The organism is Vibrio sp. RE88, assembly GCF_013113835.1.
Classification (GTDB): Bacteria; Pseudomonadota; Gammaproteobacteria; order Enterobacterales; family Vibrionaceae; genus Vibrio.
Window position 1 is genome coordinate 333,492 of record NZ_VTYQ01000003.1, and the last position, 14,857, is coordinate 348,348.

Sequence of the window (14,857 nt, forward strand, 5' to 3'; positions counted from 1 at the left end):
GAGACAGGCGACAATCGTGAATCAGTATGCCTTACTGTGCTTAGACAACAATCCTATTAGTGTAGAGCAACTCCGACGAGAGCTGGGTCAATTCGCTGCAAGGTTCGACATTCATACGGCGGATACATTAGAGGATGCACACGCATCGCTGGCTTACTGTCAGGAAAACCAGCAACCTGTTGCTCTGGTACTGGCCAGCCATCATGAAAACTTTAATGGCGCTGAATTTCTAATCCAATTAGACAGAAACCACCATACGCAAAGTGCACGCAAAATTTTGCTCAGCTGCGGACAGGACATTCAAGCGATATTGTCTGCCGTCAATGAAGGTCGGCTGGATCATTGCCTGACTAAGCCGTTGCAGGACAACTTGGTGTACAAAACGGTCAAAAAAGAACTCACGACTTTTATTCTAAAACACGACCCAGAAAACCTTCTCGCATATAGTCAGATACTCGATCAGCAGCGTCTTCTCAGAGCGCACATCGAACTCAAAATGCGCAGCTACCGCGAAGGCTTTATCACTGATCATCACACGCTCTCCGATCAAGAACTCGCCGAACAAGTCATCTCTGCTTTACACGATTTCTTCTCAGATCAGGACGACACCCGCGCTTGCCGAACTTATTCGTCCGAACATCTACTCACGATTGAAGGTGAAGAAAATCAATTTCTCTGGTTCATTACTAAAGGGGAAGTTGCGCTATACAAGAAAGACGACCTCGGCATACAGCGCGAAGTCGTCAGACACACTAAAGGTAATATTGTCGGGGGAATGTCGTTTGTTACAGGTGAACCCTCCTTCTCGACGGCGCTGACTCTAAAACAAACTGAGGTGATTAAACTCGACCGAGACATTTTCGCTAAAGTCATGCATTCCAACACTGCCCTGCTTCCTCTGTTTACTAACCTACTTTTGCGCCACTTTAATCGTCGTCTACAGCGCAGTATCAACACTAAACTTGAACTGCAAAAGACGCTTGAATCCCTAGAGTCTGCCCATCAACAACTCATTGAGCGTGAAAAGATGGCAATGCTAGGTCAACTGGTCGCGGGCGTTGCTCATGAGCTAAACAATCCGGTTGCGGCCATTCTTCGCAGTACAGAAACGCTAACGGCTAACATTCATAAATTAGTCGGTGATACTGAGCAATCCAAACTCAAAGCTCTAGGCGCGGATCTTCTAGCTAAATCGCTCGATTCCAAACCGAGGTCAACTTCTGACGAACGGCAATTAGCCAAAAATATAGAACCTCAGGTGGGTGAACGCCGCGTCGCTAAAAAGCTGGTCAAACTCGGGTTAGAAGACAATCACGAGTGGTTGAAGCGCGCTCAAAATAACAAAACCGATGTAGCGCACGAACTCGACGTTCTCGAGAGTTACCACATTACAGGAACAACACTACGGTCCATCAATGTTTGTGCTCAACGTATCGCCGATATGGTGAAAAGCCTTAAAGGCTACGCGCGACCAGACGATGAGACGTTTCGACTATCGGATCTTCATGAAGGGATTGAAGATACACTGGTCATCTTTGAAAATAAGCTCAAGATGCACAGCGTAGAAAAAGAGTACGGTGACTTGCCACCGATACGCTGTATGCCAATGGCTCTACAGCAAGTCTGGACTAACCTCATTTCCAACGCTATCGACGCTCTTCCTGAAAGAGGGACACTTTTGATTCAATCTGAAATTCGCAGCCATAACGACCAACAATGGGCTGTCATTTCAATTGCAGACAATGGTTGTGGTATCTCCAAAAAGCTACAGCGTCAAATTTTTGCCCTCAACTTTACCACCAAAAAGGAAGGCAATTTTGGATTAGGCATAGGCCTATCAGTTTGCCAGCAAATTGTTCATCAGCACGGGGGGCGGATTGAAGTAGAGTCTCAACCTAATCAATTCACCAAAATGTCAGTGTGGCTCCCACTGCAGACACACGACACAATGTAAGGATTCAATATGACTAAATACCTAATCTTATGTGTCGATGACGAACGCGAAGTGCTAGACAGCGTGATTCAGGATCTCGACTGCTTTGAAGAACACTTTGACCTTGAAGCAGCGGAATCTGTCGCGGAAGCGAAATCCATAATTGAAGAGATTGAGCAAGACGGAGGAAAGTTGGCGCTGATCCTATGCGACCACATTATGCCTGAGCAAACTGGCATCAGCTTTCTCATCGAACTGAATGACAATGCATCCACTCAAACGGCTCGCAAAGTATTGTTAACTGGCCAAGCCGGATTGGAAGACACAGTAGAAGCTGTGAATCACTCCAGCCTACATTTTTACATTGCAAAACCCTGGCGAGGGGACAGCTTACGCGATGTCATCAAAAAGCAACTGACCCAGTACATGATAGAAAACAATACAGATTTGATGCCCTGGGCAGCCATTCTCGATACGGAACAAATCTTAGATGCTGTCGCAAAAAATCGAATCAATTTTGGAGAATAGATCACCAAATTGTGCGCATTTTGGCATATTGATTGCTTCAACATGTAAATAACGACAAAACAATGACATTTTTGTAGTGTAGGACTACGACAATGCATTATGATGTCTCGATATGGCAGCGCTCCGTCGCACCAAACCAAGGAAATTAACAAGAATAGGTTTTTCTTTCGTATGCGTAAAACAATCTTAGCTGCAGCCCTTGTGCTAGCATCTGGTCAAGCTTTTGCAGAGACCGACCCAAACAGCCCAACCGTAATGAGTAACTTCAGCTACGATTACCTGGAAGCTCGCATTGGCGCAAGTCCTGTAACGTTCGGCGCGGCTGCAAGTAAATCTATCCACCCAAACGCTCATGTGATTGGTCGTGTTGATTCAGAGTTTGAAGGTGATTATGACGCGGCAGCCGGTTTTGGCTTCCATGCGCCAATCAACAACTGGGCTGATTTTACTGGTGAAATGCTATTCCGCCTTGTTGATTTTGGTGGCAAAGAAGGTAAAGGCACTGACACAGGTATGGAATTGAACCTAGGGGTTCGCCAATGGCTAGGCCCACAATTAGAAGTGGGCGGCAAAGCGGGCTATGTCTCCATCGAAGATAACGATGACTGGATTGGTTCAGCGTATGTACGCTTCCACTCAACAGAGCTTTTCTCAATTGGTGCTGAAGCGCGCATTAATGATTTCTACGGTGACCAGCTAATGTTCACCACGCGATTCAAGTTCTGATAATACGTTTCAGGACGAAACAACCAAATACTAAAAAGCCGAGGTCATTGACCTCGGCTTTTTTATGTCTGTAACTCAGCGATTGTATTACGCACAACTCGCTAGAAGCTGACGTTTACGCGGCTCTTGGATAAGCTTCCAATGTACCCCATCAATGGCACCAGCAAATTTCCAAAGTAACTTAACATCGACATCATTGCCGTATGTCGCTTTCACTTTGGAGAACACTTCAGGTGCGCCAAGCTCTAAGAAGGTGTCAACATCAACAACACCCGCTTTCTTCACCATGCGTTCAAGTGTGAGCTGCATGTTCGGCAAATCTCTTAAACGACGGCTCGCTGACGACTTCTTATAGTGACGCTGAGACACCGAAAACTTGATCGAATTCTCGACAATCTCATCTAAAAGCTCATTTTTATTATTAAATAGATGAGTAATATCGTAGTAATTCACCGTCGCAGTCGTTTGTTTTTTAACATGACGGTACTTGATACAGCCTAAATCCGTCAATTTGTCATCTAAATAGTCACCACCTCGAATAAACACCTTGTCAGCACTCATTAGGGCAAACATTGCGTCCTGTTTGAATAAACCCGTTCCACCAAACATTGAACGTTTTTGGAAACTACCAAACTTGTTAACGTAATTAATAAATTGTTGCTCTGTCATATCCATTGATCCTTCTAATCTAGAAAACCCCGATTATTTATGATCACCAGATAGCAGCAGCTTTAAGCGAAAAATGTAAATCAGCCAGCGAAGCTATGGTTTATGTTTTTATTAGCATACCGACTGCAAGTACTATAAATGATAGTTAACGTTACAAAATAAGTCTGTGCACAGCTCACACCAATAAAACTAAATTCATATAAAATCGGGACTGACATCACACAAGTGTGGTTTCCATACTTCACTGCCAAAAATACATCGGACAAAAACTCTCAATTAACTTATCAATAATTTGCATAATAATGGTCTGGGAAGTTAAACTGTAACTAGTAGAATCTTTAGCTGATCAAGCATGAACCACCTATCTTTTTATTGGCTTCCTGAAAACAACGAACTTCTGGTTAAAGGCATCGAGTCAGAATTTTCAACATTAGTTGAACACGCCATCAACTCGGGCAAGATTACCCTGCCACCGATATCAGATGTTGTTTTAAAAATACAAAAATTATGCACCCAAGACGCAACCACAGTATTGGACGTTGCGGACAGCTTGCTAGAAGACCCAGGCCTTGCGGCCATTGTTATCCGAGTCGCTAATTCGGTCATCTTTAACCGCCGCAATATTACGTGCACCGACTTGGTCACAGCGGTATCGCGTCTCGGCATTTTGCGAGTACGCGATATTGTGACTGCACAAGCCATCGAACAGCTTAAGCACTCCGTGAATTTAAGCCGTAGCTGCAATGAAGTTCTGATTAACAGTGCTCACAATTCTAGAGAACTGGCAGCCACCATGGTGATGGTAGTGAAGGGCTTCAAAGAGTCAAACGACCCAAGATATAGCAATCTGGAAACAGATAAGGCTTTATTGACAGGTCTACTGGCTGATATTGGCTTATTTTGCATCGTGAACGAATACCATATGTACTTGGAGCAAGGTAATTACCTCGCAGAAGACATTGCGTTTCAGATATTTAATAACCAGTGTTCCAATGCAAGTCGACTTGTACTAGAACATTGGGGCTTTGATAGTGATTTCCTCGAAGTCGCCACCAATCAAACCACGCAAAGGCAAAGTGTGGATGTCAGTTACTTGGATATCGCCCGTATCGCCAATCATATCCTGATGTTTCGTCGTCAAGATGACAAGATCGATGAACACACCGTTGAATTTGACCTGACTGGTGCAGATATACTGTACAAACTCAGCAATTTAAGTGATATTGAGTTCAATACACAAATCAATGAGTTAATTAGCGCTAGCGGACTCTAGCGCTAAACGTACCAGTATACAGGAAGCCACATGTTTTCAGGGATGATATTCATCTTTGCCCCGCTCGTTGTGGGGTATCTGATATCGATTTCCAAACCATCAATTCTCGATAAAATTAACGCCACGACCTCCAACCTTATCTATGTCATTTTGGCATTAATGGGGCTGAGCCTCGCCGCGCTCGATAATCTGGGTCAAAATCTACAACTGATCCTTCAATACGTCGCAGTCTTCTTCGTTTGCCTGAGTTTGAGTAACTTAGCGGCACTCCCATTTATCGACAAACTTCTCCCTATTGAAACGGACGCAAAGCAAACCAAGCTGCCTTTATCCAGTATGGCGATGGAATCGGCCAAGCTGATCATTGTTGTCGGTGGTGGACTAGTCGTAGGCATGATGCTTCCTATCGATTTGAGTTGGGTCGATACCGCCAGTGAGTGGATTTTGTTTGCCCTACTCTTTTTCATTGGTATTCAATTACGCAACAGTGGCTTGACTCTTCGCCAGATACTGTTGAACAAGCATGGCATGATCATCGCCTTAGTGATCATTGCCACGTCGATGATAGGCGGCGCGATTGCAGCCATGATTTTAGACATCGATCTTTACCGTGGCTTGGCAATGGCATCTGGATTTGGCTGGTATTCTTTAGCAGGCATCCTGATGGGTGATGCTTTTGGCCCTGTCTACGGTGGAGCCTCATTTATGATTGAACTCCTCCGTGAACTGGTTGCCTTAGTATTGATCCCCCTCGCTATACGCACTAAGCCCTGTACAGCAATTGGCTATGCTGGTGCAACGGCGATGGACTTTACGTTACCCGTTATACAAACCACTGGTGGGGTACGTTGTGTCCCAATTGCGATAGTGAGTGGATTTATATTAAGCCTATTAGTGCCTGTTTTGATGCTTTTCTTTGTCTCTCTTGCAGGCTAGATCGCATGATTTTATGTTCAGATTCACTATATTAGGGCTCAACCACACGTTATAATTTAGCGCTTGCTAATTTAGTGGGTTTATAATAACTATTCTTCAAAAGGAATCATTATGACACGTCTACTTATTGCTTTGCTGCTGGGCGCGACCTCTACTATGGTTGCCGCAGCTGACAATGCATGTTTGTCCAAGAAATACGACGCCTATGTTGATGCTTCTCTACACTGGTACGAAGATCTCGCAAAGCTAACTTCTGAACAATACCCTGACTTAAAAGAAGTCAGTGAGTGGTTTCTGGAAGGTCGAAAAAACCATTTTGAGTTGAACCGCGCAGCTGTTCACTACTACCTTGAAAACGACCCATCTAAGATTGCTACCAGTCAGCCCGTTGAAGCTTGGCTTCAGCTAGAGCAGAAGGACATTAAAACCTTGTCCTCGCGTAGCGATGAACTCGGTCGACTGGCACAGGTCACCTTCAGTGATCGTCAATCAAAGCCGCATGAGAAGAACTACGATCTTCGCTCGGCTTTCGCCGATTTGTTGAGCCATCCAACAAAGATTGATGACGCACTAAAGCGCTACAATGAAGCAATTAAAGACCTAGAAACCATTTCATGTGATACATAATGGATATTGCCGCTGGACCTTTTCTTCAGCGGCAATGTTCAAATCACAGTATCTAAGATCAAACAATTAAGACGGGACTTTGCGCCCGTTTTCGTTTAGATTGTCCCGCTGCAACAAAAAAGATAAGAGCAATGTAGCTGTATGGTATCGGAACATAAAACGGCTGACGCGAGTTTCGAGAGTTTACTCCGAATCTTTACCGTCCCTGAAGGGCCAGACTCAACACTGACAAAAATCGAAGAAAAGTTATCGCAAAACCTTAACCAGTTTTTGCGCGAACATATCGTCGCGGAAGAGAAACCACTTAGAGAAATTGAAAAAGACTTCTCCAATGCGTCGCTTCCAGAGCAACCCGAGTTCGTTTCCGAGCATACTCAACATTTGCTTGATACCCTAGTATCACATTCCGTCCATACTTCTGCACCGAGCTTTATCGGCCACATGACTTCGGCACTGCCCTACTTTTTAATGCCACTGTCTAAGATCATGATCGCGCTTAATCAAAACTTGGTCAAAATCGAAACATCCAAAGCTTTTACACCTTTAGAGCGCCAAGTACTGGGCATGCTTCATCGCCTAATATACAACCAAGACGATGAGTTTTACGCCAAATGGATGCACAGTGCTAATCACTCTCTGGGCGCTTTTTGTTCTGGAGGAACTATCGCCAACATTACGGCACTTTGGGTCGCGAGAAACAACGCGTTAAAAGCGCAAGGTGATTTCAAAGGTGTAGAAAAAGAAGGACTATTCAAAGCCATAAAGCATTATGGCTATGAAGGTCTTGCGGTATTGGTCTCTGAACGCGGCCACTATTCACTGAAAAAAGCAGCGGATGTTCTTGGCATAGGTCAAGAAGGTCTGGTTGCCATTAAAACAGATGCCAATAACCGTATCTGTCCTCAAGCTCTGCAGGAAAAAATATCTCAACTTAAACAGCAAAACATCAAGCCTTTTGCAGTGATTGGTGTTGCCGGTACAACAGAGACTGGCTCGATTGACCCAATCGCCGATATCGCGGCTATTTGTCAGCGTGAAAGTTGTCATTTCCATATTGATGCCGCATGGGGCGGTGCGACACTGATGTCTAACAACTACCGTCACCTCCTAGACGGCGTAGAGCTTGCAGACTCGATAACCATTGATGCTCACAAACAGCTCTACATCCCGATGGGTGCGGGCATGGTGTTGTTTAAAGATCCTGAAGCGATGAAATCTATCGAGCACCACGCACAATATATCTTGCGTAAAGGTTCGAAAGACCTAGGCAGCCACACGCTAGAAGGCTCCCGTTCTGGTATGGCCATGCTGGTTTACGCCGCCATGCATATCATCAGTCGCCCTGGTTACGAGCTACTGATCGATCAGAGTATTGAAAAAGCGAAATACTTCGCCGAGTTGATCAAACAGCAGAGCGATTTCGAACTCGTCTCAGAGCCAGAGTTATGCTTACTGACCTATCGATACATTCCAGCTGAGATCCGCAGCGCGCTTGAGAAAGCTGACCCTCAACAGAAATCGGAATTGAATGAGCTGCTCAATGAGCTGACAAAGTTTATTCAGAAGCGACAACGCGAAACAGGTAAATCTTTTGTATCTCGAACTCGCCTCAACCCCGAGCAGTGGGACAGAATGAATACTATTGTATTCCGAGTTGTTCTGGCCAATCCTCTGACTGGACGAGACATCCTGAGCATGGTTCTCGAAGAGCAACGAGAGATTGCAAAACAAGCACCAAAATTGATGGCGAGAATCCAATCTGCCACTCAAAAAATCAAAGAAAACTGAAAATTTCTTTCGAAAAAGCTGTAACTTGCCGAACATCGACAGCCTAAAACCACGAAAATCTTTGCATATAACACGCATTTATGTAGTTTTGGCAAAATTTAGTTTGAGGCTTGTCATATTCTCACTAATTGAACCGTATAAAAATTACTGTAAACCTTTTGCTTAGGTTTATACTGGACCCATGGCGCTGGATAGTTATTGCCTTTAGGTGACGACTTGTGACCTCTTTTACCAACAGGTATATCCAGTGAGTTGTTCTCTATACCCTCGTGAACACTATGAATACATTAGAAAAAATTCAGAAAAACCTAGAGAATTTCAGCAAGTCTGAACGTAAGGTTGCCGAAGTCATTATGGCATCTCCTCAGACTGCGATTCACTCTAGTATTGCTACACTGGCCAAAATGGCTGATGTGAGTGAGCCAACTGTTAACCGTTTTTGCCGCCGTTTGGATACCAAAGGTTTCCCCGACTTTAAACTTCACCTGGCACAAAGCCTTGCAAATGGTACACCTTATGTGAACCGCAACGTTGAGGAAGATGATGGCCCAGACGCCTACACACATAAGATTTTCGAATCAACCATGGCTTGTCTCGATGTAGCCAAGAATAGCCTCGATTCAATGCAAATCAACCGTGCTGTTGACCTGTTGACTCAAGCGAAACGCATTTCGTTTTTTGGCCTTGGCGCTTCTTCTGCCGTTGCACGTGATGCGCAGAACAAGTTTATTCGCTTTAATATCCCGATTACCTGTTTTGAAGATATCGTCATGCAACGCATGAGCTGTATCAACTGTACAGACAATGACGTGATTGTACTGATTTCTCACACTGGTCGTACTAAGAGCCAGGTCGAAATTGCCAACTTAGCACGCGAAAATGGTGCAACGGTCATTGCTATCACAGCGAAAGATTCACCTTTGGACAAAGCGAGCTCATTGTCGATTTCACTTGATGTGCCTGAAGACACTGACGTTTACATGCCGATGGCGAGTCGTGTTGTACAAATGACCGTGATTGACGTGTTAGCTACTGGCTTTACACTTCGCCGAGGTTCTGGCTTTAGAGAAAACCTCAAACGCGTCAAAGATGCGTTGAAAGACTCTCGGTACGATAAGCTGTCCCAGTTTTAAAAAGGAGCGCATTAGCGCTCCTTTTTGTTTCTCGGTTTAAGAATTCTGCAATCGGACTTCTACATCACTCAGACCACTGTTCACCACCCGAGCACTTGACTGCTCACTTGAGTCTTCCGCAACACAATCATCATTACAATTGCATACCTGTTGAAGAATATAAGTTAATCTCTGCTTGGTAAGTGGCAAGGGATTTCCTTTAATTGCCACAGATTTAAGTGCATCCTCCGCAACAACATCAAAAGACGTACTACACACGCCAAACTGGCTCAACGTGGGCAAAGAGAGTTTATCAAGCATCATGTTGGCCCACAGCACCCCATCTTCCCGTTTAGCATTCACTCTGCCCGTCAGCAAAATCGCCATCTTCTTGTAACGAGCTAATACATCATGCCTTTCTGCATCCTGTGCTGCTTTTATGTTTTCCATCATCACATGGGGCGCAAGCCTCGCTGCAATCACACTATGGGGAGCTTCCAGCTTGCCACCCAAAGCAGAAGCCAACCCATGCGCTGCGCCAAGTTTGGCATTAGTGCTAGCCATTCCCCCCAGCATAGCGACAAACGAGAGATCAGAACGTGCTTGCGGTTTATCTTCAAGGCACCCGGATAAAATCGAAGCACTCAGCCTGCGAAGTCCTTCTTCACATATCATATCGGTTAGTGGGTTTGGGTCACCACAAACATAGGCTTCCATTAAACGAGTAAAAGTCTCCATTGCTCCACGGCCTGATTTGTAAGAGTCGGTCCCATAGGTCAATGTCGGATCAACAATGGCCACATCCGCCAGCATCTCAGGGCTACGTAAACTCACTTTAACTTTGTCCTGCCCTGAGCGCAGGACAGCGTTACGAGTTACCTCAGAGCCAGTGCTAGCTGTCGTCGGAATAGCGATAAAAGGGATCGGTTTAGCCTTTAATGGCACATTCCGCCCGACAACTTCCACATAGTCATACACGTCACCTTGGTTAGGAATGATCGCCGCTAAAGCTTTCCCCATATCTAAAACACTTCCGCCCCCCATTGCAACAACCATATCTGGTTTGAATTTCCGCCCCACTAAAGCGGTTTCTTCAATCATAACGATGTTGGGTTCACCACAAACGGAAACATGTTGATAGCGCATCCCCTGTGACTTGATGTAGTCGACAACCATCTCGACTCTTTCTAGACTTTGGCCCGAGACAAGCAACACGCTGTAACCGTATTGGTTAAGAATAGAAAGAGATGACTGTAAGGCACCTTCACCAAAGACAATTCGGGTGGAGGTCATAAACTGGAACATAGCCGAACACTCCTTGCTAATGACTTTCAATAGAGTGCCCTGAAGAGAAAGGAATTAAATTGACACAGTGCAATTTGTGACGATTAACCTCATAGAAAATAAGACTTTCGCGAGCAACTCCACGAGTTAATTATGTCGCTTATTTGGCAAAATTGTATAGATTACGTGCAAAAATCATTCAATAGATTTTACCTATCAAACCAAGAGGTAATTGCGACTTTATTTCCGACTTTGATTCGGGCATAGTTGCACGTAACAAAATAAAGGAGAAAGACAATATGTTCGTAGTTATCTTTGGTCGCCCAGCTTGCCCATTCTGTGTACGCGCAAAAGAGCACGCAGAAACACTAAAAGCAAAGCGTGACGACTTCAACTACCGTTACGTTGATATCCACGCAGAAGGTATCTCAAAAGCTGACCTTGAAAAAACAGTAGGTAAGCCAGTTGAAACTGTTCCTCAAATCTTCGTAGATCAGGAGCACATCGGTGGCTGTGATGACTTCGAAGCATACGCGAAAGAGCACCTAGGTCTTTTCGACGAGTAATCGTTCCGAATTGAAAAAAAGCCGCTGTAATAAGCGGCTTTTTTTTACTTTAAATTAAATCAATATTGTGAATTCGCAGCCCAAGTCAGCTAATAGTAAATTATAAAATTTTTCACTTATCATTTTGCAATATTCAGATACAATTCGCACACTTAACTTATCCTCTGGCACTGACATAAGAGCTGCCCCGTGAACATCGACGTTGTAAATTTGCTTGAGCAAAACCCCATCCTCCTCATTTTTGTAGTTCTCGCTATTGGTTTAGCTATCGGAAAAATTCGCTTTGGAAATCTGCAGCTTGGCAATTCAATAGGTGTTTTACTTACCTCCCTCATCATGGGTCATCTAGGCTTTACGTTTAATGCCGATGCTTTAACCATTGGGTTTATGCTCTTCATTTACTGTGTTGGTATCGAGGCAGGGCCAAACTTCTTCGGCATTTTCTTCAGAGATGGTAAACACTACTTCATCCTAAGCATGGTGGTGCTTGCGACCGCTGTATGTATCACCTATTTCGCTAGCCACAGCATGGGATTAGATTTTGGCTTGTCGGCAGGGATGATGGCAGGAGCGTTAACAGCAACCCCTGTTTTGGTGGGTGCGCAAGATGCGCTCAACTCCGGCTTAGCCACAACTCCACGTGGTATGGATTTTTCGCAGGTCATTGAGAACCTGTCCGTTGGTTACGCCATGGCGTATCTGATTGGCTTGATCAGTATGATCACATTCGCCAAGCTGCTACCAAAACTTCAAAAGCAAAATCTATCCGACTCTGCTCAGCAAATTGCTCAAGAGCGTGGTTTAGGCAGTACTGGGCAACGAAAGGTGTATTTACCGATCATCCGAGCTTACCGCGTCGGTCAGGAGTTGATCGACTGGATTGACGGTAAGAACCTAAGAGAACTCGGTATTTACCGACAAACTGGCTGTTATATTGAGCGTATTCGTCGAAACGGCATCCTCGCCCACCCAGACGGTGATGCTATTCTCCAAGAAGGTGATGAGATTGCACTGGTTGGCTTCCCAGATAGTCATGCGCGACTAGACCCTAGTTTTAGGAACGGCAAAGAGGTCTTCGATCGTAATCTACTGGATTTGCGTATTGTCGAAGAAGAGATCGTCGTAAAAAGTGATTCCATCGCAGGCAAACGCCTGTCAGATCTGAACCTGTCCGAATATGGCTGTTTTCTTAACCGTGTAGTACGCGCGCAGATAGAAATGCCGATGGATTTAGACATCGTCCTAGCTAAAGGTGATGTGCTGCAAGTGAGTGGTGAGAAGAGTCGCGTTCATGGCTTAGCAGAAAAAATCGGCTTCATCTCCATTCACAGTCAGATGGCAGATCTGTTGGCTTTCTGTAGCTTCTTCATCCTCGGCATCATGTTTGGCCTTATCACCATGACCTTTGGCCAGGTTTCGTTTGGCTTAGGTAACGCGGTTGGCCTTCTACTATCTGGTATCACACTAGGCTTCTTACGAGCTAACCACCCGACTTTTGGCTATGTTCCTCAGGGGGCGCTGAATATGGTCAAAGATTTAGGCTTGATGTTCTTTATGGTCGGTATTGGCCTAAGTGCTGGCGGTAAGATGTTTGAGCACTTAGCGCAGGTTGGCCCACAAGTTATTGGTCTGTCATTCCTGGTGAGTGTAGTTCCTGTCGCACTTGCTTACCTTGTGGGTGCTTATATTTTGAAAATGAACCGAGCACTGCTGTTTGGTGCCATTATCGGTGCTCGAACCTGTGCACCAGCGATGGATATCGTTAACGATTATGCCAAGTCAACCATTCCGGCACTGGGTTATGCGGGCACTTACGCTATCGCGAATATTCTGATGACACTCGCGGGGACAGTTTTGATAATCCTCAGTTGATGAGTTCCAGATGCAAAAAAGGCTTCCAATCGGAAGCCTTTTTAGATTTTGAACCACGCTTAGCTCAGCGGTCTCAAGTACGCTAGGAATCGCTTCTCAGCTAACTTGAAGCACCAGAGAATCATAAACGTCAGTGCCATGTAGAACAGGCCTGCTGTGAGGAAAGATTCGAACGGCGCGTAATAGCGAGAGTTCACCAAGCGTGCTGCACCTGTCAGGTCAACAATTGTAACGATACCTGCAACGGCACTACCGTGAAGCATGAAGATCACTTCGTTACTGTAAGCAGGTAATGCGCGGCGTAATGCACTTGGCAAAATGATACGGCGGTAGGTCATAAATGTTCCCATACCATACGCTTTCGCAGCTTCTACTTCACCTTTTGGTAAGCCGTTTATCGCTCCGCGGATAATTTCTGCTGTATACGCTGATGTGTTAAGCACAAACGCCACAAGCGCACAGAACCAAGCATTCTCCCACAACGTATCTTTAACCGGGAAGAACTGATCCATACCGTAGTAAATTAGATAGAGCTGAACCAGCAACGGTGTACCACGGAAGAAGTAGATAAATGCCCAGCTCGGTCCGTTAATAAAGTAATTCGTACTATTGCGCGCCACACCAAGAGGAATCGCGACACACAAGCCAATAATCAGCGCTAAGCCCACCAGCCATGCCGTCGTCCACAAGCCATCAAGATAAATTGGCAAACTTTCGATAATCAGTGAAAAGTCCATTTCTTACCTCGCATGAATACTGAATTTGCGTTCGACTAGCTTGAGTAAGCCCGTTGAGACACTGGTGAAGAAAAGGAAAATGATCGCAACAGCCATGTAGAAAGTGAATGGCATTTTCGTTGAGCCTGCGGCAAGCGAACTCATACGTACCATATCTTCCAGACCAATAATCGAAACCAGTGCGGTTGTCTTAAGCAGCACCAACCAATTGTTACCAAAACCAGGCAGCGCGTGGCGAATCATCTGCGGCAATAATATGCGTCGGAATGCTAGTACTGGGCTCATGCCATAAGCTTTTGCTGCTTCTAGCTCGCCCTTATCTACAGCCATAATCGCACCACGGAACGTTTCCGCCATGTACGCACCGAAAATGAAACCGATGGTCAAAACACCTGCAACAAATGGGCTCACATCGATGTAATCCGGCAGATAAGATGTCCATTCATGATTTGGGTCACTTGAAGTAAACCACTCATTCAATGATTCATTAATGGCATACAAGCTGTTGTTGAGAAGAATTTGTCCGCCGAAGAAAATCAGCATCATTAAAACTAAATCGGGGATACCACGAATCACTGTGGTGTAAAGCGTTGCAATTGCGCGTGCCCAGCGGTATGGCGCCATTTTTGCCAATGCGCCCAGCATGCCTAAAACCATCGCAAGTAGCAGTGAAAGTAGCGCTACTTCTATGGTCACTATGGCCCCTTTAAATATAGAGGCTTCGTATCCTTGTAAATCCAGCATAGGTGAGTTCCTGATCCCTAGACTCAAAGCTCGCTTACTGACTTAATAGCAATCAACAAGCC

14 protein-coding genes are annotated in these 14,857 nt (G+C 45.1%); 10 read left to right on the forward strand and 4 right to left on the reverse strand.

Going from position 1 to position 14,857, the window contains the following annotated elements; all coding sequences use genetic code 11:
• The first annotated feature begins 16 nt into the window (after positions 1-16).
• From F0265_RS07655 to F0265_RS07665, 3 genes are all read left to right on the forward strand, one after another.
• Positions 17-1,954: an ATP-binding protein gene (locus F0265_RS07655; RefSeq protein ID WP_171748442.1), complete on the forward strand. Its 1,938-nt coding sequence runs from the start codon at positions 17-19 to the stop codon at positions 1,952-1,954.
• A 9-nt stretch (positions 1,955-1,963) separates the two neighbouring features.
• Complete coding sequence (locus tag F0265_RS07660) at positions 1,964-2,461, forward strand: response regulator (RefSeq protein ID WP_171748443.1); 498 nt, start codon at positions 1,964-1,966, stop codon at positions 2,459-2,461.
• A gap of 171 nt (positions 2,462-2,632) precedes the next feature.
• A complete protein-coding gene (locus tag F0265_RS07665; protein WP_006959030.1) occupies positions 2,633-3,187 on the forward strand; it encodes a hypothetical protein in 555 nt (184 codons plus the stop codon).
• 87 nt (positions 3,188-3,274) lie between these two features.
• Here the strand turns inward: F0265_RS07665 and F0265_RS07670 are convergent, their stop codons facing one another.
• Complete coding sequence (locus F0265_RS07670) at positions 3,275-3,862, reverse strand: TfoX/Sxy family DNA transformation protein (protein WP_029236136.1); 588 nt, start codon at positions 3,860-3,862, stop codon at positions 3,275-3,277.
• Positions 3,863-4,208: 346 nt separating this feature from the next.
• Here F0265_RS07670 and F0265_RS07675 point away from each other — a divergent pair, with 346 nt between their 5' ends.
• From F0265_RS07675 to F0265_RS07695, 5 genes are all read left to right on the forward strand, one after another.
• Positions 4,209-5,129, forward strand: coding sequence for an HDOD domain-containing protein (locus F0265_RS07675; protein ID WP_006959033.1), 921 nt, complete (start codon positions 4,209-4,211; stop codon positions 5,127-5,129).
• 30 nt (positions 5,130-5,159) lie between these two features.
• Positions 5,160-6,065 (forward strand): lysine exporter LysO family protein, encoded by a 906-nt coding sequence (locus tag F0265_RS07680; protein WP_171748444.1) that lies wholly within the window; start codon positions 5,160-5,162, stop codon positions 6,063-6,065.
• Between the two features lie 111 nt (positions 6,066-6,176).
• Positions 6,177-6,692: a hypothetical protein gene (locus F0265_RS07685; RefSeq protein WP_006959035.1), complete on the forward strand. Its 516-nt coding sequence runs from the start codon at positions 6,177-6,179 to the stop codon at positions 6,690-6,692.
• 141 nt (positions 6,693-6,833) lie between these two features.
• The gene (gene panP / locus F0265_RS07690) at positions 6,834-8,480 is read left to right on the forward strand and encodes a pyridoxal-dependent aspartate 1-decarboxylase PanP (protein WP_171748445.1); all 1,647 of its coding nucleotides are present in this window, start codon (positions 6,834-6,836) and stop codon (positions 8,478-8,480) included.
• 278 nt (positions 8,481-8,758) lie between these two features.
• Positions 8,759-9,613 carry a MurR/RpiR family transcriptional regulator gene (locus F0265_RS07695; protein WP_019276064.1) on the forward strand — a complete coding sequence of 285 codons (855 nt, stop codon included), beginning with the start codon at positions 8,759-8,761 and terminating at the stop codon, positions 9,611-9,613.
• A gap of 36 nt (positions 9,614-9,649) precedes the next feature.
• On the opposite strand, the gene F0265_RS07700 is transcribed toward F0265_RS07695, so the two are convergent.
• Positions 9,650-10,897 (reverse strand): iron-containing alcohol dehydrogenase, encoded by a 1,248-nt coding sequence (locus tag F0265_RS07700; RefSeq protein WP_171748446.1) that lies wholly within the window; start codon positions 10,895-10,897, stop codon positions 9,650-9,652.
• Between the two features lie 278 nt (positions 10,898-11,175).
• Between F0265_RS07700 and F0265_RS07705 the strand changes: the two genes are divergently transcribed.
• Positions 11,176-11,442 (forward strand): GrxA family glutaredoxin, encoded by a 267-nt coding sequence (locus tag F0265_RS07705; protein WP_065740392.1) that lies wholly within the window; start codon positions 11,176-11,178, stop codon positions 11,440-11,442.
• A 189-nt stretch (positions 11,443-11,631) separates the two neighbouring features.
• Positions 11,632-13,314, forward strand: a complete 1,683-nt coding sequence (locus F0265_RS07710; protein ID WP_019276062.1) for an aspartate:alanine antiporter — start codon at positions 11,632-11,634, stop codon at positions 13,312-13,314.
• 59 nt (positions 13,315-13,373) lie between these two features.
• On the opposite strand, the gene F0265_RS07715 is transcribed toward F0265_RS07710, so the two are convergent.
• Entirely contained in the window at positions 13,374-14,051 is a 678-nt protein-coding gene (locus F0265_RS07715; protein ID WP_065740393.1) for an ABC transporter permease, read from the reverse strand.
• A 3-nt stretch (positions 14,052-14,054) separates the two neighbouring features.
• Positions 14,055-14,795 carry an ABC transporter permease gene (locus F0265_RS07720; protein WP_171748447.1) on the reverse strand — a complete coding sequence of 247 codons (741 nt, stop codon included), beginning with the start codon at positions 14,793-14,795 and terminating at the stop codon, positions 14,055-14,057.
• Between the last annotated feature and the right edge of the window lie 62 nt (positions 14,796-14,857).

Bases quoted from the DNA above. Each gene is read 5' to 3' on its own strand.
- F0265_RS07660 (WP_171748443.1), top strand. From the start codon at position 1,964: ATGACTAAATACCTAATCTTATGTGTCGATGACGAACGCGAAGTGCTA.
- F0265_RS07665 (WP_006959030.1), top strand. From the start codon at position 2,633: ATGCGTAAAACAATCTTAGCTGCAGCCCTTGTGCTAGCATCTGGTCAA.
- F0265_RS07670 (WP_029236136.1), bottom strand. From the start codon at position 3,862: ATGGATATGACAGAGCAACAATTTATTAATTACGTTAACAAGTTTGGT.
- F0265_RS07675 (WP_006959033.1), top strand. From the start codon at position 4,209: ATGAACCACCTATCTTTTTATTGGCTTCCTGAAAACAACGAACTTCTG.
- F0265_RS07680 (WP_171748444.1), top strand. From the start codon at position 5,160: ATGTTTTCAGGGATGATATTCATCTTTGCCCCGCTCGTTGTGGGGTAT.
- F0265_RS07685 (WP_006959035.1), top strand. From the start codon at position 6,177: ATGACACGTCTACTTATTGCTTTGCTGCTGGGCGCGACCTCTACTATG.
- panP (WP_171748445.1), top strand. From the start codon at position 6,834: ATGGTATCGGAACATAAAACGGCTGACGCGAGTTTCGAGAGTTTACTC.
- F0265_RS07695 (WP_019276064.1), top strand. From the start codon at position 8,759: ATGAATACATTAGAAAAAATTCAGAAAAACCTAGAGAATTTCAGCAAG.
- F0265_RS07700 (WP_171748446.1), bottom strand. From the start codon at position 10,897: ATGTTCCAGTTTATGACCTCCACCCGAATTGTCTTTGGTGAAGGTGCC.
- F0265_RS07705 (WP_065740392.1), top strand. From the start codon at position 11,176: ATGTTCGTAGTTATCTTTGGTCGCCCAGCTTGCCCATTCTGTGTACGC.
- F0265_RS07715 (WP_065740393.1), bottom strand. From the start codon at position 14,051: ATGGACTTTTCACTGATTATCGAAAGTTTGCCAATTTATCTTGATGGC.
- F0265_RS07720 (WP_171748447.1), bottom strand. From the start codon at position 14,795: ATGCTGGATTTACAAGGATACGAAGCCTCTATATTTAAAGGGGCCATA.